At 64.4% G+C, this 25,455-nt stretch carries 23 protein-coding genes; 9 read left to right on the forward strand and 14 right to left on the reverse strand.

Translation table 11 applies throughout. The features are described from left to right. Nucleotides 1–260: 260 nt before the first annotated feature. The gene (locus ABIC78_RS19875; RefSeq protein WP_354491582.1) at nucleotides 261–2,387 is read right to left on the reverse strand and encodes a 3-hydroxyacyl-CoA dehydrogenase NAD-binding domain-containing protein; all 2,127 of its coding nucleotides are present in this window, start codon (nucleotides 2,385–2,387) and stop codon (nucleotides 261–263) included. 10 nt (nucleotides 2,388–2,397) lie between these two features. Further along, nucleotides 2,398–3,606: an acetyl-CoA C-acetyltransferase gene (locus tag ABIC78_RS19880; protein ID WP_354491584.1), complete on the reverse strand. Its 1,209-nt coding sequence runs from the start codon at nucleotides 3,604–3,606 to the stop codon at nucleotides 2,398–2,400. Between the two features lie 160 nt (nucleotides 3,607–3,766). Here ABIC78_RS19880 and ABIC78_RS19885 point away from each other — a divergent pair, with 160 nt between their 5' ends. Next, nucleotides 3,767–4,162 (forward strand): RidA family protein, encoded by a 396-nt coding sequence (locus ABIC78_RS19885; protein ID WP_171797344.1) that lies wholly within the window; start codon nucleotides 3,767–3,769, stop codon nucleotides 4,160–4,162. 42 nt (nucleotides 4,163–4,204) lie between these two features. Here ABIC78_RS19885 and ABIC78_RS19890 read toward each other — a convergent pair whose 3' ends face one another. From ABIC78_RS19890 to ABIC78_RS19900, 3 genes are all read right to left on the reverse strand, one after another. Beyond that, nucleotides 4,205–5,197: a DODA-type extradiol aromatic ring-opening family dioxygenase gene (locus ABIC78_RS19890; protein WP_354491586.1), complete on the reverse strand. Its 993-nt coding sequence runs from the start codon at nucleotides 5,195–5,197 to the stop codon at nucleotides 4,205–4,207. A gap of 233 nt (nucleotides 5,198–5,430) precedes the next feature. Next, nucleotides 5,431–7,047: a fatty acid--CoA ligase gene (locus ABIC78_RS19895; protein WP_354491588.1), complete on the reverse strand. Its 1,617-nt coding sequence runs from the start codon at nucleotides 7,045–7,047 to the stop codon at nucleotides 5,431–5,433. A 67-nt stretch (nucleotides 7,048–7,114) separates the two neighbouring features. Then, a complete protein-coding gene (locus ABIC78_RS19900) occupies nucleotides 7,115–8,338 on the reverse strand; it encodes an NAD(P)/FAD-dependent oxidoreductase (RefSeq protein ID WP_354491590.1) in 1,224 nt (407 codons plus the stop codon). A gap of 200 nt (nucleotides 8,339–8,538) precedes the next feature. Here ABIC78_RS19900 and ABIC78_RS19905 point away from each other — a divergent pair, with 200 nt between their 5' ends. Genes ABIC78_RS19905 through ABIC78_RS19935 form a run of 7 tightly spaced genes read left to right on the forward strand, consistent with a single transcriptional unit; the run spans nucleotide 8,539 to nucleotide 14,635 of the window. After that, nucleotides 8,539–9,555, forward strand: coding sequence for an amidohydrolase family protein (locus ABIC78_RS19905; RefSeq protein WP_354491592.1), 1,017 nt, complete (start codon nucleotides 8,539–8,541; stop codon nucleotides 9,553–9,555). A 35-nt stretch (nucleotides 9,556–9,590) separates the two neighbouring features. Further along, nucleotides 9,591–10,592, forward strand: coding sequence for an NADPH:quinone oxidoreductase family protein (locus tag ABIC78_RS19910; protein WP_171797348.1), 1,002 nt, complete (start codon nucleotides 9,591–9,593; stop codon nucleotides 10,590–10,592). An 11-nt stretch (nucleotides 10,593–10,603) separates the two neighbouring features. Then, nucleotides 10,604–11,065 (forward strand): MaoC family dehydratase, encoded by a 462-nt coding sequence (locus tag ABIC78_RS19915; protein ID WP_171797349.1) that lies wholly within the window; start codon nucleotides 10,604–10,606, stop codon nucleotides 11,063–11,065. After that, nucleotides 11,062–12,075, forward strand: a complete 1,014-nt coding sequence (locus ABIC78_RS19920; protein WP_171797350.1) for a phosphotransferase family protein — start codon at nucleotides 11,062–11,064, stop codon at nucleotides 12,073–12,075. The genes ABIC78_RS19915 and ABIC78_RS19920 overlap by 4 nt, the downstream gene beginning before the upstream one ends. Further along, a complete protein-coding gene (locus ABIC78_RS19925) occupies nucleotides 12,072–12,479 on the forward strand; it encodes a DUF6285 domain-containing protein (RefSeq protein WP_354491595.1) in 408 nt (135 codons plus the stop codon). Before ABIC78_RS19920 ends, ABIC78_RS19925 begins: the two co-directional genes overlap by 4 nt. A 24-nt stretch (nucleotides 12,480–12,503) precedes the next feature. Then, the gene (locus ABIC78_RS19930; RefSeq protein ID WP_354491597.1) at nucleotides 12,504–13,796 is read left to right on the forward strand and encodes an acyl-CoA dehydrogenase family protein; all 1,293 of its coding nucleotides are present in this window, start codon (nucleotides 12,504–12,506) and stop codon (nucleotides 13,794–13,796) included. Then, entirely contained in the window at nucleotides 13,793–14,635 is an 843-nt protein-coding gene (locus ABIC78_RS19935) for an HTD2 family dehydratase (RefSeq protein WP_171797353.1), read from the forward strand. Before ABIC78_RS19930 ends, ABIC78_RS19935 begins: the two co-directional genes overlap by 4 nt. A gap of 10 nt (nucleotides 14,636–14,645) precedes the next feature. On the opposite strand, the gene ABIC78_RS19940 is transcribed toward ABIC78_RS19935, so the two are convergent. Together ABIC78_RS19940 and ABIC78_RS19945 are read right to left on the reverse strand one after the other, a co-directional pair. After that, nucleotides 14,646–15,446, reverse strand: coding sequence for a tyrosine-protein phosphatase (locus tag ABIC78_RS19940; protein ID WP_171797354.1), 801 nt, complete (start codon nucleotides 15,444–15,446; stop codon nucleotides 14,646–14,648). 39 nt (nucleotides 15,447–15,485) lie between these two features. Next, nucleotides 15,486–16,541 (reverse strand): phosphotransferase family protein, encoded by a 1,056-nt coding sequence (locus ABIC78_RS19945; protein WP_171797355.1) that lies wholly within the window; start codon nucleotides 16,539–16,541, stop codon nucleotides 15,486–15,488. Nucleotides 16,542–16,736: 195 nt separating this feature from the next. Between ABIC78_RS19945 and ABIC78_RS19950 the strand changes: the two genes are divergently transcribed. Then, nucleotides 16,737–17,981, forward strand: a complete 1,245-nt coding sequence (locus ABIC78_RS19950) for an acyl-CoA dehydrogenase family protein (RefSeq protein WP_171797356.1) — start codon at nucleotides 16,737–16,739, stop codon at nucleotides 17,979–17,981. A gap of 32 nt (nucleotides 17,982–18,013) precedes the next feature. Here the strand turns inward: ABIC78_RS19950 and ABIC78_RS19955 are convergent, their stop codons facing one another. The 7 genes from ABIC78_RS19955 to ABIC78_RS19985 all read right to left on the reverse strand — a co-directional run bounded on the left by ABIC78_RS19955 (nucleotide 18,014) and on the right by ABIC78_RS19985 (nucleotide 25,450). Beyond that, the gene (locus tag ABIC78_RS19955; RefSeq protein ID WP_171797357.1) at nucleotides 18,014–18,817 is read right to left on the reverse strand and encodes an enoyl-CoA hydratase/isomerase family protein; all 804 of its coding nucleotides are present in this window, start codon (nucleotides 18,815–18,817) and stop codon (nucleotides 18,014–18,016) included. A 14-nt stretch (nucleotides 18,818–18,831) separates the two neighbouring features. Next, nucleotides 18,832–19,626, reverse strand: coding sequence for an SDR family oxidoreductase (locus ABIC78_RS19960; RefSeq protein WP_171797358.1), 795 nt, complete (start codon nucleotides 19,624–19,626; stop codon nucleotides 18,832–18,834). Nucleotides 19,627–19,651: 25 nt separating this feature from the next. Further along, on the reverse strand, nucleotides 19,652–20,476 hold the full coding sequence (locus ABIC78_RS19965; RefSeq protein ID WP_354491601.1) for an enoyl-CoA hydratase: 825 nt from the start codon (nucleotides 20,474–20,476) through the stop codon (nucleotides 19,652–19,654). Beyond that, nucleotides 20,430–21,494, reverse strand: coding sequence for a CaiB/BaiF CoA transferase family protein (locus ABIC78_RS19970; protein WP_354491603.1), 1,065 nt, complete (start codon nucleotides 21,492–21,494; stop codon nucleotides 20,430–20,432). The genes ABIC78_RS19965 and ABIC78_RS19970 overlap by 47 nt, the downstream gene beginning before the upstream one ends. Before the next feature lie 41 nt (nucleotides 21,495–21,535). After that, nucleotides 21,536–22,666, reverse strand: a complete 1,131-nt coding sequence (locus ABIC78_RS19975) for an acyl-CoA dehydrogenase family protein (protein ID WP_502915710.1) — start codon at nucleotides 22,664–22,666, stop codon at nucleotides 21,536–21,538. Between the two features lie 102 nt (nucleotides 22,667–22,768). Further along, entirely contained in the window at nucleotides 22,769–23,095 is a 327-nt protein-coding gene (locus ABIC78_RS19980; RefSeq protein WP_216643036.1) for a non-heme iron oxygenase ferredoxin subunit, read from the reverse strand. 93 nt (nucleotides 23,096–23,188) lie between these two features. Next, a complete protein-coding gene (locus ABIC78_RS19985; protein WP_354491607.1) occupies nucleotides 23,189–25,450 on the reverse strand; it encodes a TonB-dependent receptor in 2,262 nt (753 codons plus the stop codon). Nucleotides 25,451–25,455: the final 5 nt, after the last annotated feature.

The following is a 25,455-nucleotide window of genomic DNA, read 5'->3' on the forward strand; positions in this document are numbered from 1 at the left end:
TACCGCCATCGATACCGGGCGCCGGATATTGGTAAATCCGAAACGCGGCCAATTTTAGATCCGTTCAACCAGGGAAAAATTCCTTTTAACGACTATATTCCATAAAGATCACAACCCATTAAATGTATTTTTGGTGGCAAAATCGGAACTAAACATAGAAATAATTTCTAAACAATCTAACACAAAGTTGAATCAAAATAGGTGGCGTGGAAATTTCACACGCCCCTATGCATATTATATGGCAAATTACTTAGGAAAATCTATCCTACATTTTGCAATGCATACTCACTAACATAAAAACGCTCCCCCCACCGCTTAGCGAGCGCGTCGGCGCGTGCCAGGAATGCGTCGCGCCCCACCCCTCTGATAAACTGGATCGCGCCGCCGGTATGGGCGGGAAAGCCGATCGCCATGATCGAGCCGAGATTTGCTTCATTCTCGCTCAGGACGACGCCTTCCTCAAGGCAACGCAGTGCTTCGATCGCCTGCCGATAGAGCAGGCGATCCTTCGCCTCCTCCAGCGTCACACCCGCGCCTCGTTCGGCAAATTGGCCCAGGCCGTCCCATAGGGTCTTGGTGCCATCGGGGTGATAGTCGTAAAATCCGCCACCATAGGCACGTCCGCCGCGGCCCATTTCCGCCATCTTGAAGCCAACAGCCTGCGACGAGCTTTGGTCTGCGGGATAGCCGTCGGTCACGCCAAGCCGGGCATCGAGTTCGAGGTGGGTCTTGTGCACCTGACGCGTCAGCCGCATCGAAACCTCGTCGTGCACCGCAAGCGGGCCGACAGGCATGCCGGCGAGCCAGCCAGCCCTCTCCACGACCGCCGGCGGAAGGCCATCGCGCAACAGGGCCTGCCCTTCGTCGAGATACGTGCCGAACACTCGGCTGGTGAAAAAGCCACGCGAGTCTTTCACCACGATCGGAGTATAACCGATCTGGCGGACATAGTCGCGGGCCTTGCGCAACGTCTCCGCGCTTGTCGCCTCGCCCATGATGATTTCCACGATCTTCATCTTGTCGACCGGGGAGAAGAAGTGCAGGCCGATGAAGCGCGACGGATCGGGCGCCGCAGCGGCCAGAAGAGAAATCGGCAAAGTCGACGTGTTAGAGCCGTAAATCCCGTCGTCAGCAAGCAACGGAAAGCTCTCCGCGATGACGGCTTCTTTAAGGGCGACGTCCTCGAACACCGCCTCAATGATGACGCTCGCCCCGCGCATATCCTCGAAATCAGCGGTCGGCGTGATGCGGCCCAGCAACTGGTCCTCCTCGTGCGCATTCATCCGGCCTTTCTTCACACGGCCGGCCGCGAGCTTTTTGGAATAGGCCTTGCCCTGCTGCGCGCGTTCGAGCGACACATCCTTGAGCACCGTGGGCATGCCGCGGATGGCATGGGCCCAGGCAATGCCGGCGCCCATCATCCCTGCGCCCAGCACCGCGCTTTTTGCGGCGGCGAACGACTGGTCTCCGGGCGGCTGCTTCCCGGGCTTGATTGCCTGCATGCCGAAAAAGAACGTGGTAATCGCGGCCCGCGCTTCCGGCGTGCGGATCAACGCTGTCAGTGCGCGGCTTTCGCTGCGCAAGGCGCTGTCGAAACCCATGCGCATCGAATTGACTGCCACGTCGAGAATGCGCTCCGGTGCCGGCATCAGGCCGCGCGTGCGGGCATGGAGCATCGTCGGCGCCATCGTAGCCAGCATGCGCACATTGGGCGCGTCGGCACCGCCACCGGGATAGACAAACCCCTTGGTGTCCCACGCCTGGCGGGCGGTGCCGGGATTCACCTTGATCCACGCCTTGGCGGCGGGGAGCAGTGCATCCACCGTGGGCACGATCGCGTCGACAAGCCCCAGGGCCAGCGCCTTGGCCGGGGGCAGGCGCGTGCCTTCGAGCAGGAGCGGCAGCGCTTTTTCCAGCCCCAGCATAGCCACCGTGCGCACCACACCGCCTGCCCCGGGCAGCAGGCCAAGGGTCACTTCGGGAAAGCCCACCAAGGCCTTGGGATCATCTACGATGATCCGGTGATTGGCACCCAGGCAGATTTCCATGCCGCCACCCAGGGCTGCCCCGTTGATCGCCGCCACCACCGGTACGTCGAGCCGTTCGAGCGCCCGGATCGGCGCCTTGTTGCGCTCGATCCAGGCGAACAGGTCGGGCGGGCTTTTGTCATTGGCCAGGATTTCCTCAAGATCGCCACCGGCAAAGAACGTGCTCTTGGCCGAAGCGAGGATGACGCCGGTCAGCCCCTCTTCGCCGCGCAGGCGCTCGGTTGCCGCGTCGATTTCAGCAAGCCAGGCGGCCGACATCGTGTTCGCACTGCGCCCTTGCGCATCGAACGTGATGGTAACGATGCCGTCGGCATCGCGATCATAATGCATTTGTGTCATTCCGCCCCCCTCACACACGCTCGATAATGGCTGCGATGCCCATGCCACCGCCCACGCACAGACAGATCAGGGCGCGCCGCAGACCACGCCGCTCCAGTTCGTCGGCCATCGTGCCCACCAGCATGCCGCCGGTGGCGCCGAGGGGATGCCCCATCGCGATGGACCCGCCGACGACATTGAGCTTTTCGTCGGGCACATTGAGGTCGGATTGAAGACGCAGAACCACGCTGGCAAAGGCTTCATTGATTTCAACCAGATCGATGTGGTCGATCGTCAGGCCAGCCCGTTCCAGCGCCTTTTTGGCGGCCGGCCCCGGTCCTGTAAGCATGATCGTCGGCTCGGTGGATACCACCGCGACCGAAACAACGCGCGCACGCGGGGTCAGCCCGAGGTCGCGACCCACCTGCTCGTTCCCCAGCAGCACCAGCGATGCGCCATCGACGATGCCGGACGAATTGCCCGCAGTGTGAACGTGGTGGATCCGTTCCACTTCGGGATACTTGGCAAGGGCAAGGACATCATAGCCCATACGCCCCATCTGCTCGAACGACGGCTTGAGCTTGGCCAGTGTCTGCATGTCGGTATCGGGCTTGATGAAATCATCCCGCTCGAGAATGACGACGCCATTTTCGTCGCGAACCGGAACTATCGAACGATCGAACCAGCCCTGGGCGCGGGCGTGGGCGGCCTTGCGCTGCGAGGCCACAGCGACGGCATCCACGGCCTCGCGATCCCAGTTGCCCAAAGTGGCGATCAAATCGGCACCGATGCCTTGCGGAACGAAACCGGTGGCCCGGTTGGTGGCCGGATCTTCCATGAACGGGCCGCCGTCGCTGCCCATCGGCACGCGGCTCATGCTTTCAAAGCCGCCGGCGCAGATCAAGCTTTCCCAGCCCGAACCGATGCGCGAGGCGGCCTGGTTCACCGCGTCGAGCCCTGAGGCGCAGAAGCGGTTGATCTGCACCCCGGGCACCCGCTCGTCCCATCCGGCCTTTTGCAGTGCGATCTTGGGCAACACCGAGCCTTGCTCGCGGACCGGCGAAACGCAGCCCATGACCAGATCGTCGACCCGCGCGGTATCGAGATCGAGGCGTTGGCGCAGTTCGGTCAACAAGGTGGTGACAAGGTCAATCGGCTTGACCTCGTTCAGGGTGCCATCCGCGCGCCCGCGCGAACGCGGCGTTCGCAACGCCTCGTACACAAACACTGGTTCCGCCAAGCGCCTTCTCCCCACAAAGTTTGATTCGATTTCGATTCAGGTAATCCGCAAGGTCAGTGATCGTCAATATAATATACCACATGGATAATATTTCTTGCATCGGCGAGGCGGGGCGGGGAAGATCGCATCCCTGCCCAGACAGACATGACGGGAGCAACGGATGACGAAGAGACAAAGCATTTTTGCCGAGGGTTTCAGCCATGGCGCACTGCCCATCCCAGCCGCCTCGCGCATCGGGCCGTTCATCGCCAGCGGCAATATCTTCGGCTTCGACTATGCCGCCGGCGCCCATCCCGAGACGGCCGATGCGCAAGCCGCGCTGATGTTCCAGCATATGCAGCGGATTGTCGAGGCGGCCGGCGGGACGCTCGACGACATTCTCAAGGTCACGGTCTATGTACAGAACGACAGTGTCCGCGCCGCCGTCGATCCCGAATGGATCAAGGCCTTTCCCGATCCGGCCAGCCGGCCCGCGCGACAGACCATGGTGCAGGCGGCGATGCCCGGAAATCGCCTGATCGCCTGCGATATCCTCGCGGTCGCGTCGGCGGCATAACCGCCGCGCACGGGCTGGCGCCGATGAGCGCGCTGTCCCGGGTCAGCTCGGCTTCCACACGGCGAAGCCACAGCCGATGCCGGTGCCGGCGGGCGTGCGCCGCACCGGTTCATACTCTGCCCAGGCCAGCGCTAGGTCCGATACTGCGCCAGCGGTCATGACCCAGTTCAGCACTTCCGAGGTGCCTTCGAGCAGCGCGCAGCGTGGCAGGTTGCACAGCCGCGCGCCATCGGGTTCGCCGATACCCAGCATGACTTCGCGGTCCAGCTCTTCCTCCACGACGAAATGGCTCAGCCCGCCCGAGGCCAGGATCGCCACCCGCAAGTCGAGCGGGCTGGCCTCGATGGCGTGGCGCAGTTTGGTGCCCACGCTCCAGCACCGTTGCGGCGTCATCACGTTGGGCGGAAAATAGGTGTTGAGCAGGACTGGGATCATCGGAATGGCGCGGCCGCCGAACAGCCGCTCGGCCGGAAAGCCAAAGGCATGGCCGAACCCAGCGGTTTTGGGGTTGATCACCTTGTCGGCAATGGCCAGATCGACGTCCTGGTCCATCAGCGACTTGATCAGGTCGAGCGCCAGTTCGGGATGGCCGGGAAAGATGTGCGTCTCGTCCATGCCATAGCCTTCGGCCACGGTCTGGAGCCATGCCGGCAAATCGTCCTCGATGCTGTGGGTGACGACTTGCGCTCCCCAGTAGAGCGCGATCGCCGGCATGTTGCCGGGTGAATAAAGCTCGTCTTGGTCATCACCGATGATGACGATCACATCGGGCCTTGCCTCGGCGATATCGGCAGCGATACGGTCGAGGTGCGACTGGCAACGGTCGGCAATTCGCTCGAAGTTCTCGCGCGTGGCCTCGCCACCGTAAGGTTCGCCGCGCAGGGCGACCAGTGCCTCGTAATCGACCCGCTGGCCATCGGCCAGGGTGAGATTGGGATTCTTGCGGTCGGCCGCGCTGCGATTGTGCCAGTCTGCGCCTTCCAGCGTCAGAAGTGGGCTGTGCGAAGTTGCCGCCCCCAATACTATCTTCGCCATTATTCGCTCCCTGACGCTCGTTGCGCACGCTGTTTGGTTCCTCGCCAGCGGATCGCTCCGCCTCTCCGTTTCGTGAATTCACCCGGTGGGTGCGGCCCATGGCGGTTGCGCGCCACCAGGCCATCGGAACGAGCAGATCCGTGGTGCAAGGCGGTGATAAAACGTTCCAATCAAGCTATAAATCTAGATGTAATTGCTCACTTGTAAAGTTTTTACATGTGTCCGGCAGCCGGTCAGTTGACCTGCCGTTGATAACCCTGCCAATACTGCGCTCTCAGTTCGGTCTTGATCACCTTGCCGGTGGCGTTGCGCGGCAGCGCGTCGACGATGTCGATGCTCTTGGGCGTCTTGAAACCGGCCAGATGCACGCGACAATGGGCAATCAGGTGGCCCGGATCGATCGCCTGCCCGGTTCGGGCGACGACCACGGCCTTGACCGCTTCGCCCCACACCGGATCGGGCACGCCGATCACCGCCGCTTCGGCAACGGCAGGATATTCTGCCAGCACGGCTTCGACTTCGGCGGGATAGACGTTTTCCCCGCCCGAACAGATCATGTCCTTGATGCGGTCGCAGATGAACAGATAGCCATCCGCGTCGAGGTAGCCGGCATCGCCCGTGCGCAGCCAGCCATCCGCACTCAGCGTCTTGGCGGTCGCCTCGGGCTGCTTCCAATAGCCCATCATGTTCGCGCTCGAACGCACCTCGATCTCCCCCACTGTGCCGACGGGCTGCGCCGCGCCAGCCTGGTCCACGATCCGCAGTTCTACCCCCGGCAGCGGCCGCCCGGCCGACTTCATTCGCTCGGTGCCGCGCGGATCGTGATCGGCGGCATCGAGCGCGACGACCGTGCCCGCAGTTTCGGTCATTCCGTAATTCTGCACGAGGCCTGCCCCGATGACTTCGAGCGCTTCCCGCATCAAGGCCAGCGGCATCGGCGAGGCGCCATAAAGGATGTGGCGGATGCGCGAATAGTCGGTCTGCCGGGCATCGGGGTGCCGGATCATGATGCGCAGCGCGGTGGGTACGATGAACAGCTTGCTCACCCGCTCCCTGCGGATTGCATGCAGCACGATTTCGGGCGAGAACTCGCGCTTAACCTGGCCGCCAGCGCCGTGATAAAGGCTCATCAGGCCATAGCCCGTGCCGCCGATATGCGCGACGGGCATGGCGATAAGCGCCACGTCATCGCCGTTCCAATGGTCCCAGTCGACTTTCGCCCGCGCGCAATCGAGGCGAATCTGGAAAAGGTTGCGGGCGTTGAGGATCACCCCCTTGGGCCGCCCCGTCGTGCCCGAGGTATAGAGCTGGAGGAACGCCCGGTCGGCGCGGTCGGTCGAGGGCGCCACCGGCAAGTCCGCCGATGCCGCGATCCACGCCGCGAAATCCTGTTGCCCCTCCACCGGTTCGAGCGGGATGACCTGGCGCACGGTGGGCAATTGCGGGTGCAGCGCCATCGCGGTTTCGAACAGCGGGCCGTCGGTGAAAAACAGCACCGCATCGGCATCGTTGGCCACGTAGGCGATTTCCGCCGGGGCCAGCCGCCAGCCGACCGGCACCATCACCGCGCCGATCCGCGCGGCGGCAAACAGCAGGAAGAAATAGCGGTCGATGTTCTTGCCCAGGTAAACGATGCGATCGCCTTCCTGCACCCCTTGCGCCAGCAAGGCCGTGGCCGTCCGCTCCACGATGGCGCGCTGTTCGGCAAAGGTGGTCGTGACGCCTTCGAACGAAAACGCCATGCGATCGGGGTTTTCGCGGGCATGTCTTTCGACCAGATCGGTAATGGCCGGCGCGACAGCCGGCTCGACGCGCAATGCACCGCACACCTCGTTTTCCATGGCCGCCATATCTTCCGTCTCCTTCGCGGCGCCTTGGCCGCGCGCGGCTTGTGGGCGCCCTCGTTGTTGGTCCATGTCAGTTGGCCGCCAGGCGCAGCACTTGCGACAAGTCTCCCGCCGCCGCGATCGCGTCGGCCGTCACCGCGATGGTGCGCATCATGATCCGCTTGCCCGCCTGGATATCGCGCGGGCGGTTGACGGCGATGACCGCAGCAAGGCGGTCTTCCGCCAGGTAAATCCAACTGCGCCCCTCACCCGCTGCATCGCGCAGCACCACGGGTTCGCCACCCTGCGCCGGAATGGCGCCGAGCATCTGGATATTGCTGTCATACTGATCGGACCAGAACCACGCGGGGGCGCGCGCCGGCAGGGGCTGGCCCGTCAGGGCGGCAGCGACTTGCGCGGCCTGCTCGTTGGCGTTCGCCCAGGATTCCGCGCGGACCAGCCTGCCGTTGCGCCGGGTTTCGGCCACGTCGCCCGCCGCGAAGATGGCCGAGTCCGACGTGCGCCCATTCTCGTCGACGATAATTCCACTCGCCACGTCGAGCCCGGCGACGCGCGCCAGCTCAGCATTGGGCACCATGCCCACCCCCACGATCACCAGGTCGGCCGGCAGCACGGTGCCATCGTCCAGCTCGACCGCCTCCACCCAGTCCTGCCCAGCAAAACCGCGCACACCACGATCGAGCACGACATCAACGCCGTTCTGGCGGTGCAGCGAAAGCAGGAATTCAGCGGCCGGATCGGGCAAGGACCGCGCGCAAAGCTTGGGCAAGGCCTCGACGACCGTAACCCGCACGCCCAGCGTGCGGGCAGAGGCGGCAACCTCCAGCCCGATCCATCCGCCACCCACCACGACCATGCGGCAATCCGGTGCCAGGCCGCCCCGGATCGCCTGTACGTCGGCAATGCTGCGCAGGCAATGCACCCCTGCCAAGTCCGCACCCGGCACGGCCAGGCGACGCGGCCTACCGCCGGTGGCAAAGACCAAGCGGTCATAAGGCAGTCGCCGGCCATCCTCGCAGACGACCGTATGCCCCTGGCGATTCACCTCGACCACACGATCCGTGATCCAGTCGATTTGCTGCGCAGCAAGTCCTTCCGCGCTCGTCATGTAGGTTGACGATTCCGGTTCCAGCCCGAGCATCACCGCCTTTGACAACGGCGGCCGCTCATAGGGCGGATGTGGTTCGTCGCCGATCAGCGCGATGGCGCCGCGATAGGCGGCCGCACGCAAGGCCCGGGCCACCCCATAGCCGGCCTGCCCCGCGCCGATCACGACCACAGGGCCTGCGGACACGGCATTTTCCGGCGTGCTTTCAACGACAGGCTGCTGCCCTTTCACGATCCCTCCCATCGCCCTCACCGACCATTTATTGCGCGCCACACAGGCCTTTCGCTTGTCCATTGACTTATCCAGATCGCCTGGTTATTTCAACATAAATTTTGCACGCGGTCAGTTTATAACAACTATTACCGCCAACGATATGGGGAACAAGGATGTACAACGGCGGCAAGGTTCTCGACATTCACGGGCATGTGACGGCCCCTCTGCACGGCACGCCGGCGCTGGCCTTCATGCTGGCTGGCAACACGCCGATCGATCTCGATTCGCGCACCCAGACCAACGAGTTTCTGGGCATGACCGCCCAGGCTTGGGACGAATCGGTCGCCTCGCATATCGCAGAACTCGACATACGCAGCATCGACGCACAATTGATCGGTCCGCGCCCGTTCCTGATGCTGGGTTGGATGAACCAGCACATTCTCGAATCGTGGACCCGGTTCGTGAACAACATGATCGCGCGCCAGGTCGCCATGGCTCCCGATCGCTTTGTCGGGGCCTGCCAGTTGCCGCAAAGCGCCCATGCCGGCGATCTTTCGGGCAGCGTCCATGAACTGGAACGGTGTGTCCACGAACTGGGCTTCAAGGGCGTCTATCTCAGCCCCGATCCGACCGGCGATCGCAAGTCGCCAGGCATGGATACCGCCTATTGGGACCCGATCTATGCCAAGTGTCAGGAATATGGCATCCCGATCATCGTGCATGGTTCCAACTGCATGGACCCGCGCATTCACAACATTCCCGCCAATTACCAGATCGGTTTCGTCTGGGAGCAATACCTCGCGACGCAACTGTTCAGCCACGGCGATGTGTTCGAACGCTTTCCCGAACTCAAAGTCGTCATCTGCCACTGCGGCGGCGCGCTCGATCGCTTCATCAAGACCGATCCGCACCTCTCGCAAAAGGATGTATCGAAGAACCTGTTCTTCGACACCAACGCGCTCGACCTGCATTTCCTCGAAGCCGCGATCAAGCAGAAGACCTCGCACCGGCTGTGCTTTGGCACCGAGGCGCCCGGCTCCGGCAAGATGATCCGCCCCGAAACCGGTCGCCCGGGCGACGATCTGGTGCCGGTGATCGCCGGCTTCGATTTCCTGACCGAAGAAGACAAGCACCGCATCTTCGAGCACAATCCCGCACACGTCTGCCCTGGCTTGGGCGCCCTGCGCTAAGTTTGCGACGGGACCGAACCGGAAAGGAAATCGCCATGCGGGCAGTCTTGAGCAAGGCCGCGGGGGGCCCCGAGACGCTGGTTCTCGAACAGGTGGCAGAGCCCACCTGCGGACCCGGCGAGGTGTGCATCGAAGTTCATGCCTGTGGCCTGAACTATCCCGATGTGATCATCATCGACGATCGCTACCAGTTCAAGCCGCCCCGCCCCTTTTCGCCCGGCGGCGAAGTGGCAGGCGTGGTGCGCGCGATCGGCGCCGACGTCACGGCATTTGCCGTGGGCGACCGGGTCATCGGCCTGATCGGCTGGGGTGGCCTCGCTGAACAGGTGGTCGCGCCGGCAGCAAAATGCCTGCCCATGCCCGAGGCGATGCCTTTTGCCGAGGGTGCCGCATTCCTGATGACGTATGGCACCTCGTACCACGCCCTCAAGCAGCGCGCGCAGATTCAGCCGGGCGAGCGGCTGCTGGTGCTGGGCGCGGCAGGTGGCGTGGGCATTGCCGCCGTCCAGCTGGGCAAGGCCATGAGCGCCCAGGTCATCGCCGCAGCATCGAGCGCGGAAAAGGTCGCCTTTGCCTGCGCGCACGGCGCCAACGCGGGACTGGTCTATCCGACCGGCGATTTTGCCGGCGACGGACGCAAGGCGCTGGCCCAGGTGTTCAAGCAGGCCGGTGGCGCGAACGGCTTCGATGTCATCTACGATGCAATCGGCGGTGCTTATTCCGAGGCGGCGTTCCGGTCGATGGCGTGGAACGGGCGCTTGCTGATCGTGGGCTTTCCGGCCGGCATCGCGGCGATGCCGATGAACCTGCCGCTGCTCAAGGGCGCGGCTTGCCTGGGCGTGTTTTATGGCGCGTTCGTCGATCGAGAACCGGATGCGGCGCGAGTCAATGTCGACGAGCTGTTCGCGCTCTATGCGGCAGGCAAGATCAGACCGTTGATTTCCAAGACGTTCCCCCTGGAGCAGGCCGGGGACGCGATCCGCCACCTGGAAGATCGCAAAGCCACTGGCAAAGTGGTGGTCCTGCTGCGGGATTAGGGGAGGCGAGCATGCCGGAACATATCGCCTGCGACGGGCTGGCCAGCCGGGTCGGCACGACCTTGGGCACATCCAGATGGATCACTATCGATCAGGCGATGATCGATGCCTTTGCCGAATTGACCGGCGATCGCCAGTGGGTCCACGTCGATGTCGAGCGCGCCAACCGCGAATTGGGCAGCACTATCGCTCATGGCCACCTCACTCTGTCGCTGTTGCCGCAGATGCTAGCCGATATCGTCGAAATCACTGGTGTCGCCCACGGCCTGAACTATGGCCTCGACAAAGTCCGCTTTCTTGAAAAAGTGGGCGCGGGCAGCCGCGTCCGTGGCCACCAGTCGCTCCTGGCGATCGAGCCGCGGGGCGCGGGCTTGTTGGCGCGCTTTGGTGTGAAGATCGAAATCGAAGGCCAGGCCAGGCCGGCCTGCATCGCAGAGGCACTGGTCCTCCTCTTTCCGGAACCCCCCGCATGACAACCGCCACGCCCGACGCCATCTTGGCGACGCAGCTTGATGCCGTCACCGCCAGGCTGGGCCTGGGCACCACCGTGCCCGGCAGCTTGGTTCGGCTGACCGGCGGCGCCAGCTATGAAACCTGGTCCTTCGACGCGCACGACGGCGCGACGGCGCACCCGCTCATCCTGCGCCGCGTTCCCGCCGACCGCCCCGCCGCCAGCGAGCAGGTCGGCCCGGAAACCGAAGCACGCCTGTTCATCGCGGCCCGCGCGCATGGCGTGCCCGAACCGCGCATCCACCATATCCTGACCGAAGCCGACGCGATGGGGCAGGGTTTCATTGCCGAGCGCGTGGCCGGCGAGACCCTGGCGCGCAAGATCTTGCGCGACCCGCGATTTGCCCCGGCGCGCGGCCGCCTGGCCTGGCAATGCGGCGAAATTCTCGCCCGCATCCACGCCATTCCCCTGGCTCAGCTGCCCCCGCTCGACACCGCGTTCGCGCCGCAGCGGATGGCCGCGCTCGAGGCCGACTATCGCGGCTTGCAAGTCGACCGGCCGGTATTCGAACTCGCGTTTCGCTGGCTGCGCGACCATGCGCCGCCCGTGCTGTCGCGGCCCGTGCTGGTCCATGGCGATTTCCGCAATGGCAACCTGATTATCGATGAAACAGGCATTCGCACGGTGCTCGATTGGGAACTGGCCCATCTGGGCGATCCGCTCGAGGACCTTGGGTGGCTGACAGTCAACAGCTGGCGCTTTGGCCAGCGCGACTTGCCAGCCGGCGGTTTCGGGACTGTCGCGCAATTGATCGACGGCTATCACAGCGGGGGTGGGCCGCGCGTGGATCCGCAAGCCGTGCTCTATTGGCGGGTGATGGGATCGCTGTCGTGGGGCATCAAGTGCCACCAGATGGCGCTGCCCGTGGCGCAGGGCGCGGCGCTATCGGTGGAGCGCGCGATGATCGGCCGGCGCGTTTCGGAATGCGAATTGGACCTACTCGACATGCTGGGCAAAGGAGCCACGCAATGAGCGCCTATCCATCGGCCAGCGTACTGCTGCGCGCCGTCTCGCAGTTCCTGCGCGACGATGTCCTCCCCCAGGCCAAGGGCAGCGTGGGCTTCAACTTGCGTGTCAGCATTAATGCGATCGACCTGGTCCGCCGACAACTGGACCACGGCGCCATGGCCGAGCAGATCGAGCGGGAGGGCCTGGAGGCCCTGCTGGGAGAGACCGATGCCCCCCCCCCGGATCTGCGCCGCCAGTTGGCGACGATGATCGGCCGAAACGAGATCGCCGCCGATAGCGAGGCCTTGCTGGACCACTTGCGCAAGACCGCGATCGCGCAACTGGCGATCGACCAACCGCGTTATTCCGCGCTCGTCGCGGCCCTCGAAGCGGGCGAGACACCCTGGCGCACGATCCCGTCCGCCTGAGTTCCGCCTCCCCCGGAGACGACCATGGATTTCAACCTGCCCAGCGACCTGGTGGATTACCTGGCACGCATGGATGCCTTCATTGAGGCAGAGCTCAAGCCGCTTGAACAGGCGGACGACAACATCCGCTTCTTCGATCACCGCCGCGAATGGGCGCGCACCGATTTCGACAACCACGGCCTCCCGCGCCCCGAATGGGAGGCGCTACTGGACGAGGCCAAGGTGCGCGCCGACAAGGCCGGGTTCTTCCGCTTTGCCTTGCCCTCCGAATTCGGCGGGCAGGACGGCTCCAACCTGTGGATGGCGGTCATTCGCGAGCATCTGGCGGCCAAGGGCCTTGGCCTGCACAACGACTTGCAGAACGAACATTCGATCGTCGCCAATTTCCCGCAGGTGGTCATGCTGCGCGAGCACGGCACGCCCGAACAGAAAGCGCGGTTCATCGCCGGCATGCTTGATAGATCGATCCACATCGCCTTTGGATTGACAGAGGAACACCACGGGTCCGATGCCACCCACCTGGAAACGCGGGCCACGCGCGAAACGCGCAATGGCCAGGCCGGCTGGCGGATCGATGGCGGCAAGATGTGGACCACCGGCATGCACACAGCCACCCACGCGATCATCTTCGCGCGCACCTCGGGCGAGGCGGGCGCCGCGCACGGCATCACCGCGTTCCTGGTGCCTGCCGATGCGCCCGGCCTGCGCATCGAGGAATGGCTGTGGACGTTCAACATGCCCACCGACCACCCGCGCATTTCGCTCGACAACGTCTGGGTGGGCGACGACGCGGTGTTCGGCCCGCCGGACAATGGCCTGGCCCTGGCCCAGTGCTTCGTGCACGAAAACCGCATCCGCCAGGCCGCATCCTCGCTGGGCGCGGCAGTCTATTGCATCAACGAAAGCGTGCAATATGCCTGCGCGCGCAAGCCTTTCGGCAAGGCGCTGGCGACCCAGCAGGCCATCCAGTGGCCCCTGGTGGAACTGGCGACTCAGGTCGAAATGCTGCGCCTTTTGATCCGCAAGACGGCGTGGCAGATGGATGCTATGCCCCACCCGGAGATCGAAAAGCGCCTGTCCGACAAGATCAGCATGTGCAACTACTGGGCCAATCGCATGGTTTGCGAAGCAGCCGATCGTGCCATGCAAGTGCATGGCGGCATGGGCTATTCGCGGCACAAGCCGTTCGAGCATATCTATCGCCATCACCGTCGCTACCGCATCACCGAAGGCTCAGAAGAGATACAGATGCGCAAGGTAGCCGGCTATCTGTTTGGATACATGGGGGCTGACCAGTCCGCGGATAAGGCTAGATGACGGCCACCCCTTCCGATCCAGCCACCCACGTCGGGCGCACCCGGGTGCTGCACGATGTCGTGACGGCCGCCACGCTGGAGCGGATGGCCGCGACGCTGGATTGGCCGGTGCCAGGCGGAGATCTGCCGCCCTTGTGGCATTGGCTGTTCGCCTGCCCGCCCATCCCTCGTGCGGACATGGGCCCCGATGGCCACGAACGTCTGGGGCTGTTTATGCCCGATATCGCGGGGGCTCTGCGCATGTGGGCGGGCAGCGACATTCGCTTCCTGGCGCCGGTGCGCGTGGGCGATGCCCTCGCCGTGCGCTCCACCATCGCCAGCGTGGTGGCCAAGCCACAGGCAGCGCGGTGCCTGTGGTTCGTGGACGTGGCGCACGAATGGCACGCCAACGGGATCGCCGCGATCGTGGACCGCCAGACCATCGTCTATCGCGTCGGTGACGGCGCCAAGCCGGCCCGCGCAGCTGCCGCGCCACCGCCCCCGGCTGAATCGCCGCTGCGCAGCATCGTGTTCGACGATCTCGACTTGTTCCGCTATTCCGCGCTCACGTTCAACAGCCACCGCATCCATCTCGATCGCGCGTTCTGCCAGCAAGAGACGGGGGACGCACGGCTGGTCGTCCATGGCCCCTTGCTGGCCACGCTGGCCGCCCATGGCGCGCAGGAACTTCTCGGCGCCCCCTTGACGCGGTTCAGCTTCCGCTCCCGCCAACCGGTGCGCGAGGGCGAACGCATCGGCCTGTTCCGCCAGGATGCCCAACCCGACCGGTGCGCGTTGCAGATCATCGGCAGCGATGGCTCCATGCGCCTGGAAGCGCAGGCTTGGTCCGCGACGGCATGACCCGGACGGCTCAGCCCAGCAAGCCAGCCAGCAACCGCGCACGCAGCAGCGCATCGACACCCAGCACATCGGCCAGATAGGCATCGAGCGAGCTGGATCGGGCGGTGATCGACTGGTACATTTGAGCCAGATAGTCCGGCTCCACGCGCAGCAGCGCTTCGAGCGCGGCCGCGTCGATCCCCGGCCCATATTGCGCTTCCAGGCGCGCTTTCACATTCGGCAGGCGCTCGGCGATGGCCGACATCGTGTTGGTGCGCAAGTAATCGCGCAAGATGTCATCGCGGTGCACGCCCAGCAGGTGCAGCGTCAGGCTCGCCAGGATGCCGGTGCGGTCCTTGCCCGCCGAACAATGGATCAGCATGGCCCCGCCCCCACGGGCGAGCGCCGCGAAATAGCGGGAGAACAGGTCCACATAGGCCGGTTCGTAGGGGATTTCGCCGTAATGACGCTTGAGAAAATCGCGCATGCCCACCGCTGACGAACGGCTTTCCAGCAAGGCGGCAATATGGGGCGGCAACGCCGTCGCATGCCCGCCGGCGGGTGCGCCGCTGTCGACGATCACCAGGCCCGGCTGGCCCAGCCAGGCGCTGGGTTGCAGCAGCCGTTCTTCCGCCCGGCGCAAGTCGGTCACCATGGCCAGGCCCAGGCGGCGCAGCCCGGCGAGATCGGCCTCGCTGGCGCGGTGGCCATGGGCAGAGCGCAGCAGGCGCCTTTGCGCCACCTTGGCGCCATGCACGGTGTCGAACCCGCCGAAATCGCGGAAGTTGTTGATGCGCTCTGGCCCGGTCCAGCTCTCGGGAACGCGGTTCATCGCCATGCCCCCGCGCCCCGGATTTGCTGCGCGGCGCGGTCAGGACCGGCTGGCCAGCGCATGCGCCCACGCGGCATCGGCCAGCACGCCGACGTTGCGCGAACGCTCTTCGGCTTGCGCGCTGACGGCTGTGCCACGGATGACGCGGCCCTTGATGCCATGGGTGATCGCGGCAAGCCGAAACAGGTTGAAGGCCAGAAAATAGTCGTAGTCCTTTGCCAGATCATAGCCCGTGCGCGCCTGATAGCGGGCGATGTAGTCCCGCTCCGATGGCAGGTTCGACGCCGCCAGATCAAGGCCTGCCAAGCTTTTCATAACGACCTGCGGAACGCGATACATCATCGCATGATAGGCGAAATCGGCCCTGGGATCTCCCAGTGTGGACAGTTCCCAATCCAGCACCGCGATCACCCGGGGTTCGTTCGGGTGGAATATCATGTTGTCGAGCCGGAAATCGCCATGGATCACGCAAGCCTCCACTTCGGGCGGAGCATGGCGGGGCAGCCATTCGATCAGCCGGTCCATCGCCGCCTCGCGCCCGGCATCCTCGTCAGCCAGATAGTTGCGCGTCCACAGCGCGATCTGGCGCGCCATATAGCCGCTGGGCCGGCCATAATCGTCCAGCCCGGCCGCGACCGGATCGATCGAATGGAGTTGCGCGATCGTGGCGTTCATCGCGTCGAAATAGGCGGGCCGCGCCGCAGCGGCGATTTCCGGCAGCGCGGGATCCCAGAAGATCCGCCCGTCGATCATTTCCATCACGTAAAACGCCGTCCCGATCACGCTCTGGTCCGGGCAAAACCCGTAGACGGCGGGAACCGGCAGGCCCGCGCCAGCCATGGCCCGCAACACGCGTGCTTCGCGATCGACAGCGTGCGCGCCCTTGAGCAAAGGGCCCGGCGGCTGCTTGCGCAGCACATAGCGACGGCCCGGCGTGGTGAGCAGATAGGTGGGATTGGATTGGCCACCCTTGAAGCGGGTGACCTCCAGCGGGCCCGCATAATCGGCGATATGGCCCGCCATCCATGCCGCCAGCGCCCCCGCGTCGATCCGAAACGCCGCCCCGGCCTTGGTCTTCATGTCCTCGTCGCCCATGTCCCCGCCCGCTTGTTTTTGGCCCGGCACCGGACCTGCTTGTCCAAAGATTAGACTTTACGTTCCACATGGTCAATATATTTGCTATTCACTGACCGTTTATACATTATCATCGCTGACGTGGAATCGGCGACTCTTTCCGGCCCGGACCGGGTTCCGGACGCAAAAAGCACAATGACAGGGAGCAGGATTGCCGTGGATTTCGATTATACACCCAAGCAACGCACGTGGATGGACCGCGTCGGCCGCTTCATGCAGGACGAAGTGATCCCGACTGCACCGCTCTATCACCGACAACTCGATAGCGGGCCCACGCGCTGGCACCGCCCGGCGGTTGTGGAAACGCTCAAGGCCAGGGCCAAGGCCGCTGGCCTGTGGAACATGTTCATGCCGGCCAATGCCCTGGGCCATGCCGCCAACGATTTCGTGTTCGATTGCCCGGCCCTGTCCAACCTCGAATATGCGCCGCTGGCCGAAATGATGGGCCGGCTGGAATTTTCCTCGCAAGTGTTCAACTGCGCTGCGCCCGATACCGGCAATATGGAAGTGTTCCTGCGCTATGGCTCGCCCGAGCAGCAGGAACGCTGGCTCAAGCCCTTGATGACCGGCGATATCCGCTCGGCATTCCTGATGACCGAACCCGACGTCGCCAGTTCCGATGCCACCAACATCGAAACCAGCATCTTGGCCGATGGTGCCGACTATGTCATCAACGGGCGCAAGTGGTGGTCTTCGGGCATGGGTGAACCCGATTGCGACATCATGATCGTCATGGGCAAGACCGATCCGGCCGCGCCTGTCCATCTCCAGCAAAGCATGATCCTGGTGCCGCGCGATACGCCGGGGGTGGAAGTGGTGCGGATGCTGCCGGTGTTCGGTTACGACGATGCCCCCCATGGCCACGCCGAGGTGATCCTCGACAATGTGCGCGTGCCCGCCGCCAACATGCTGCTTGGCCCAGGCCGGGGGTTCGAGATTGCCCAGGGCCGGCTCGGGCCCGGTCGCATCCACCACTGCATGCGCACCATCGGCGCGGCCGAGGCGGCGCTGGAGCGGATGTGCGAACGGCTCGTCTCCCGTCGCGCCTTCGGCAAGTCGCTGTATCAGCATTCGGTCTGGGAAGAACGCATTGCGCGCGCGCGCATGGATATCGAGATGGCCCGTCTCCTGACGCTCAAGACCGCAGACATGATGGACAAGGTCGGTCCCAAGGGTGCGCAGGTCGAAATCTCGATGATCAAGGTCGCCGTGCCGCGCATCGCGCTCAGCATCGTCGACGAGGCGATCCAGGCCCATGGCGGCGCCGGCGTCTCCGATGATTTCGGGCTCGGCCGCGCTTATGCCAACTTGCGCACCATGCGCCTGGTCGATGGGCCGGACGACGTGCACAACCGTGGTATCGCGCGCATGGAACTCAAACCCTATCTCACCCGGGCCTAGGCGGCGTGGCGCCACCCCGCAGCGCCCGTGCCTCAGGCAGGGCCGAACCGGGGTGGCCGCTTCTCGCGAAATGCGGCCAGTGCCTCGGTATAGTTCCCCATGGCCGAGAGCATGACCTGCTGGCGGTCTTCCAGTGCCATCGCCGCTTCCAGGCCGGCGGCGTCGATGTTGAGGTTCAGGGCCTGTTTCGACAGGCGCAGGCCGAGCGGGGCGGTCTGCAGCATCTCTTCTGCAAGCACCAGGCCAGTGGCCAGCAAGTCTGGCTCTTCCACCACCTCGCTCAACAAGCCCAGGCGATGGGCGCGCCCGGCGTCGAGAAAGCGGCCGGTGAGAATGAGTTCGGCCGCCAACGAGGCACCCACCAGGCGGGGCAGGAAATAGCTCGATCCCATGTCGCAACCGCCCAGGCCGATCTTGATATAGGCGCAGTTCATCCGCAGCGACGGCGCCCCGAGGCGCACGTCCGAGGCCAGCAGCAGCGAGAAACCGCCGCCACACGCCGCGCCATGGCCCAGGGCGATGATCGGCTGCGGGCAGGCGCGCATCTGGCGCATGATCGCCCCGATCTGCGTCTGCGTGGCCAGCGCCGCCTCAGCCACAGAACGTTCGTCGGCATCGGGCCAGGCCTTCATGTCCAGGCCGGCACAAAAGGCGCGGCCCTGCGCGCGCAGGATCACCACGCGCACGTCCACCCGCTGCGCCAGACCGCGAAAATAGCCGTCGAGGTCCACCACCATGGCCGGCGAAAGCGCATTGAGCGAATCCGGCTGGTTGAGTGTGAGGATTTCGACGGCGCCGCGCCGTTCGATCAGGATGGTCTCGAACGACACCGCCATGCCCACCCTCCCGTTCAGCCGTTGAAATCATAGGCGCCGCCGCCCAGCAAGCCCATGCCGCCATCGCAATCGAAAATGGCGCCGGTGATATAGCGCGCCGCCTCGCTGGACAGATAGACGGCCAGATCGGCGATGTCGCGCTTGGCGCCATAGCAGCGCAGGGGAATCAACGCCTTGAACGCGGCCTCTGCCTCGGCCGTGGGCGTCAGGCGGCGCATGCCCTCGGTATTCTCGATCGGGCCTGGGGAAATGGCGTTGACCCGGATCCCCTCGCCCGCCCATTCCAGCGCCAGGCAGCGCGTCACCATGTTGACGCCGGCCTTTGCCGCGCAGGCGTGGATCTGGTTGGGCTGCGGATGAACCGCCTGGCCTGCGGTGATCGCGATCAGCGCGGCGCCCGGCCGGCGCAACAGCGGATAGCTGGCGCGGAACACGTTGAACGTGCCCAGCAGGTCGATGTCGACCACTGTTTTAAAGCCATTGGCCGACAGGTCCTTGGCCGCCGCGAGGAAATTCCCGGCCGCGCCCGAAACGACGATGTCGAGCGCGCCCCACTGGTCGGCCACCTGGGCCATGGCGGCGGCCACGGCGTCGAAATCGCGCACGTCGGCCGCGCTGCCGGTGGCGACAAAGCCCTGCGCGCGCAAGTCCGCCACGGCGGCGGCCACCCGATCGGCCGAGCGGCTCGACACCGCGATCCGCGCCCCGGCACGGGCAAGCCCTTCGGCAATGCCCAGGTTGATGCCACTCGATCCCCCGGCGATGAACGCGGTTCGCCCCTGCAACAAGCCTGGCGTAAATCTCGTCACGATCGCATTCCCGAAAATGGCGGCGTCATGATTGTTGCCGGCCACGTTGCACCACGCCGCCCACTTGCGCGGCAATCGCCTGCGCAGAGACGGCCAGATTATGGGTCCGCGCCACGTCCACTTCCATGGCTAGCGCTTCCCCCAGTGGCAGGTCATACCCTTGGTTGATCAATTGCTTGTAGCTGCGGGCCAGCGCCGGGCTGACGCCCGCGACATCGGCGGCCAGGGCCAGGGCCCGGTCCATCAGCTCGTCGGGTGCAACGACCTCGCCTACCAGACCCCAGGCCGAGGCGGTCGGCGCATCCAGGAAATTGCCGGTCAAGGCCAATTGCCGCGCCCGATAGGGGCCCACCACCCGCGACAGCCTTTGCGACAACCCCCAGCCAGGCAGCAGGCCCACCCGGCCGTGCGTGTCGGCAAAGCGGGCATTGTCCGATGCGATCAGGATATCGCAGGCCAGCGCCACTTCGAAGCCGCCGGTGATCGCAACGCCGTTGATCGCGCCGATCACCGGTTTGGGGCAAGCGGCGATATCAACGGTCGGGTTGAAGGCATCGCGACCGAATGACAGCACCTGGGTATCTTCGCCCAGTTCCTTGAGATCGAGCCCCGCACAAAAGGCCCGCTCGCCCGCGCCGGTCAAGACGATCACCCTGACGTCGGGATCCTGGCCCAGGCCGGCAAAGCCGTCGCGCAGAGCGTCGCGCAGCTCGGCAGACAGCGCATTGTGCGCCTGCGGGCGATTCAGCGTCACCACGGCGATCCCGCCGGTTCGCGCAATGTCGAGCACCGCCACGGCCTGACTATGCCGGCTGTGCTGCGACAGCGATGACCGGAACGGTCGGCGCATCGCAGACCGTGGTTGAATAGCGCGGTGCCGGCCCAGGCTGGACCACGCCGCACACCGTGACGAATGTGCCGCGCGCAGCATTGTGCGGGTGCAGCGGCGCTTCGCCCATGGAAACGACCGGAGCAAAGCAGGCGTCGGTGCCTTCCAGCAGGCTGCACCAATGCGCGCGCGGCTGCGACCGGAACAGGGCCGCAAGTATTTCACGCATCGCCGGCCAGCCGGCCTTGCCCAGCTGGTCGTCCAGCGCGGCATCCTGATCCAACCCAATGCGGCGCCGCAATTCGGCATAGAACTGCGGTTCGATCGCACCCACGGCGATATACGCACCATCGGCGCATTCATAAGTGTCGTAGAAATGCGCGCCGCCGTCGATCAGGTTGACACCGCGCCGGTCCTGCCAGTCGCCCGCGTCGAGCATGCCATACATCATCGCGTTCAGCAGGGCCGCGCCGTCGGTCATCGCGCAATCGATCACTTGCCCCGATCCACCGGCGCGAACGGCCAGCAGTGCGCTGACCATGGCAAAGGCCAGCATCATCCCGCCGCCGCCGAAATCGCCCACCAGGTTGAGTGGCGGCACAGGCCGCTCGCCGGCGCGGCCAATCGTGTGCAAGGTGCCCGACAGCGCTATATAGTTGATGTCGTGCCCCGCCGCCTGGGCCAGCGGGCCGGTCTGGCCCCACCCGGTGACGCGGCCATAGATCAGCCTGGGATTATCGGCCAGCAGCACGTCGGGCCCCGCGCCCAAGCGCTCCATCACCCCGGGGCGGAACCCCTCGATCAAGCCATCGGCGCGGCGCACTTCATCGCGCAGCGCGGCCAACCCTCGCGCCGACTTGAGGTCGAGCGAGATGATCCGGCGCGAGCGCAGCAAGGGATCCTTGAGGTCCACGCGCGCACCGGGGCGCTCGATGCGGATCACCTCGGCGCCATGATCGGCCAGCATCATGCCGGCAAACGGACCGGGCCCCAGCCCCGCGATCTCGACGATGCGTATTCCGCTAAGAGGTCCAGCCATTCGTCATTTCCTCAATGTAACAGGGGAACCGCGTCGCGCCGTCACAGCGTGCGGGCGATCAGCAGCTTCATGATTTCGTTGGTGCCGCCATAAATCCGCGTGACCCGCGCATCCTTGTAGGCCTGGGCAACCGGATATTCATTCATGTACCCATAGCCGCCGTGCAGTTGCAGGCATTCGTCGGCGATCTTGCCGAGCAGGTCGGAGGTCCAGTATTTCGCCATCGACGCCGTCGCACTGTCGAGCGCGCCCTGCAAATGCTGTTCCACGCAGTGGTTGACGAACACCTTGGCGATCGTCGCCTCGGTCTTCATTTCCGCAAGCTTGAACTGGGTGTTCTGGAAATCGAGGATCGCCCGGCCAAACGCCTTGCGATCCTTCACATAGGCAAGCGTTTCGGTCAGCACATACTCGATCGCCGCGATGCACTGCACCGCCAGGATCAGGCGCTCCTGCGGCAGCTTTTCCATCAGTTGGATAAAGCCCCGCCCTTCGACGTCGCCTAGCAGGCTGTCGGCCGGAACGAGCACGTCGTCAAAGAACAGTTCCGAGGTATCGGCCATGTCGCGGCCGATCTTGTCGAGATTGCGCCCGCGGCGAAAACCGGCCAGCCCGCGCGTGTCAATCACAAGCAGTGAGGTGCCCTTGGCCCCTCCAGCCGGATCGGTCTTGGCAACCAGCAGGACGAGATCGGCGTTCTGACCGTTGGTGATGAACGTCTTGGAGCCATTGATCCGGTAATGGTCGCCCTGGCGCACCGCCGTCGTCCTGATCGCCTGAAGATCCGATCCGGTGCCCGGCTCGGTCATCGCGATTGCCGAGATCACTTCGCCCGATGTCAGCAAGGGCAGCCACTGCTGCTTCTGCTGCGCCGTGCCATAGGCCTCGATGTAGGGGGCCACGATGGCATTGTGCAGCGTGACGTCCCAGCCTTCGATGCCGCGCCGGCCGATCTCTTCCATCAGCACCACTTCGTGGCGGAAATCGCCGCCCATGCCGCCATGATCAGGCGAGCTGGACAGGCACAGCAAGCCCATGTCCCCGCTGCGTTTCCAGAATTCACGCGGCACAATCCCCGCTTCGCGCCATTGCTGGACGGTGGCGCGGTCGGCGTGCTGATCGAGGAACTTGCCGACGCTGTCACGGAACATGGCAAGCTCGAAGGCATCCATGAATGCTGGGGTCGGAACGTTCAATGGCGACATGATTACCTCGGATTGGATGAGTTGAATGCCACCGCGCCGCCAGCCGGCGAGGCCTTGCACGGCATGCCTTCAGGCCTGCCCGGCCGTGTCGATCGCGACGAACACCACCCCGTCGCGAACCTCTACAGGATAAGTGGCGACATCCACCTCGACCGGTGCGCCCTGCGCGGCGCCGGTGCGAATATCGAAGAAGCCGGCGTGAAGCGGGCATTCGACCAAGCATCCTTCCTGAAAGCCGTTGGTCAGCAACGCATAGGCATGGGTGCACACGTTGTTGATCGCGTGCACCTCGCCATCAACGACGAACAGGCCGATCTTGGTGGAACCCACGGTCACACTGCGCGGGCAACCTTCGCTCACGTCGCCCCGCTGCGCCACCTCATGCCATTCCATCATATCGTACCGTTCCCATGCTCAGGTTGGAAAAATCCGGCGGATGCCCCGGCGCCTGGCGCGCCGGAGCATCCGCTTCATGCCAGATCGCGCGCGTTACATGGCATAGTTGAACTGCAGTGCCACGGTCCGTGGCTTTTCAGGAATGATCGCCGCCCCGGTATAACCCGTCGCGCTATAGGCACTTTCAAGGATATACGTGTTGGCCAAGTTGCGGCCGATCAGGCTGACAGTCCAATGCCCCGCGTCGCTGGCGAGCGAAATATGGGCATTGATCCGCTGGACGCTGGACAAGTGATAGAGCGGGTCGGTCGCGGTCAGCGGGTTCGACGGCTGGCGCGTCCAGAACGACGAGCGGAAACTGAGGTCAGCGCCTGCGCCAAAGCGGTAGATACCCAACTGGTGGTTGAAATCGGCCCCCACGATGCCACTCCACGCCGGAGCCTGGACCAGCGGCGCGTTGATGGTCTCGTCGAGCGTGTCGGCGTAGGTGACTTGCGCCCGCAACGCGATGTCCGAGACCGGGCGCAGGGTTGCATCCAGCGTGAACCCGCGCGAGCGCTGGTTGCGCGACAGATAGAAAATGCTCGGCCCCACAGTCGTCGCGTTCTGGAAGTTGTCCACCTTCACCGAAAAACCCGACAGGTTGATATAGCCATAGCGGCCCAAGGACCATTTTGCCCCCGCTTCCAAGGTGTGGGCCACTTCTTGGGCATAAGAGGCGTTGGCCGCAAACTGGGCATAGGTGGCGGCTGGCTTGGGCTGGTTGTTGAAGCCGCCGGACTTGGTGCCCTGGCCATAGGACGCATAGAGGTTAAAGCGCGTGGTCGGCGCATATTTCGCCAGCACCGAATAGTCGAGATTCTCGTCGCTGCGGACAACCCGCGTCGATGGGAACGGGGGCTGCACGATCGATGAATAGAGCCCGGGCGTAACCGTGGTGTTGGAAATATCGGCTTTGCGGCTTTCTGACGTATAGCGCAGCCCGCCCCCGAACTGCAACGCATCGGTCAGGTGGTAGAACGCCTGGCCATAGGCAGACATTGTGCCGGTATATTGCTGATAACCGAAGTCGACTTCGCCGGTAACCGCGAACAGATTGGTGCCCGGCACTGCGGGATTGGCAATCGGCGCGGCCACCCCGCGCTGATCGATCGGCAACGAAAAGTGATCGTGGGCATAGACCAGGCCCACGGTCCATTCGAGGCGGCGCTTATCCGCATTGGCTAGGCGCAATTCCTGCGAGAACAGCGTGTCGCGCTCGCGGACCCGCGCGCTGAAAGCGTCGGTCGGAACCTGGTCGACATCCACAACCGACGTCGAACGATAGTGCACATAACCAGTGATCGCGGTCAGCGTCGCGCCCTGCAAGGTCAGCGTTCCGGTGCCCGAGGCGCGCACCAGGTCATGCTGCGTGTTGGGCGCGCCCCAGGGGGTGAGGCCTTCCTGGTTGTGATAATTGCCGGTGAAGTCGCACGTGGTTGCCGTCAATGCACACAGGCCCGCAGCAGCGCCGCCAGCAGGCGACAGCGGCAGCATTTCGGCGGCCGTCCCGTCGGTATGGCGGTTATCGACCTGGACCGACACCACATAGTTGAAATTGGCCGCCGGATCCCACGCCACGCTGGCGCGGCCACTGAAGGTGCGGGTTCGCGGCCAATCCTTGTTCAGATAATCGTTGCGCACCCAGCCCTTTTGCACGTCGTATAGCCCGGCAACGCGGACCTTCAGCGTTTCGGAAATCGGCACGTTGATCGCGCCGTCGAACTTGTAGGATTTCAGGTTGAACTCATAGCCGCCGCCCAGCTTGAGCTCGAACTTGTCGGTCGGCTTTTGGGTCGTCACGGAAATGGCGCCCAGGCTGGCGTTCTTGCCTAGGATCGACTGCGTGCCCTTGACCACTTCGATGCCCGAGACATCGTAAAGCCCCATCAGCAGCGAACGCGAATGGCCATCGGCCACGCCATCGACAATCGGCATGACCGACTGTTCGAACGTGGTGCCGCTGGCGGGAGTGCCCATGCCATAGAGGAACAGCGCGGGGTTCCCGAGCGGGCTGATATACATCTGCATGCTGGGAACCAGCTGGCTGATGTTGACCAAGCTGGTGATGTTTGCCTGCCGCAGCTGCGCCGTGTCGACCACCTGGACGGTGGCAGGGACTTCGTGGAGATTTTCGGAACGCTTGAGCGCGGTAACGATGATCTCCTGGGTGGCCGGGCTATCGCTCTTGGCGGCAGCAGGTTCCGGGGCAGTTCCCGGCTGAGCCGAAGCGGGTGCCGCCTGCGCCAGGGCCGGCCCGGCATAGCCGAACGCGACCGAAGCCAGCAGTGCCCCGATTGCATTGTGATTTCCCATCATCC

It is taken from the genome of Novosphingobium sp. 1529 (genome assembly GCF_040544855.1).
In the GTDB taxonomy this organism is placed as follows: Bacteria; Pseudomonadota; Alphaproteobacteria; order Sphingomonadales; family Sphingomonadaceae; genus Novosphingobium; species Novosphingobium capsulatum.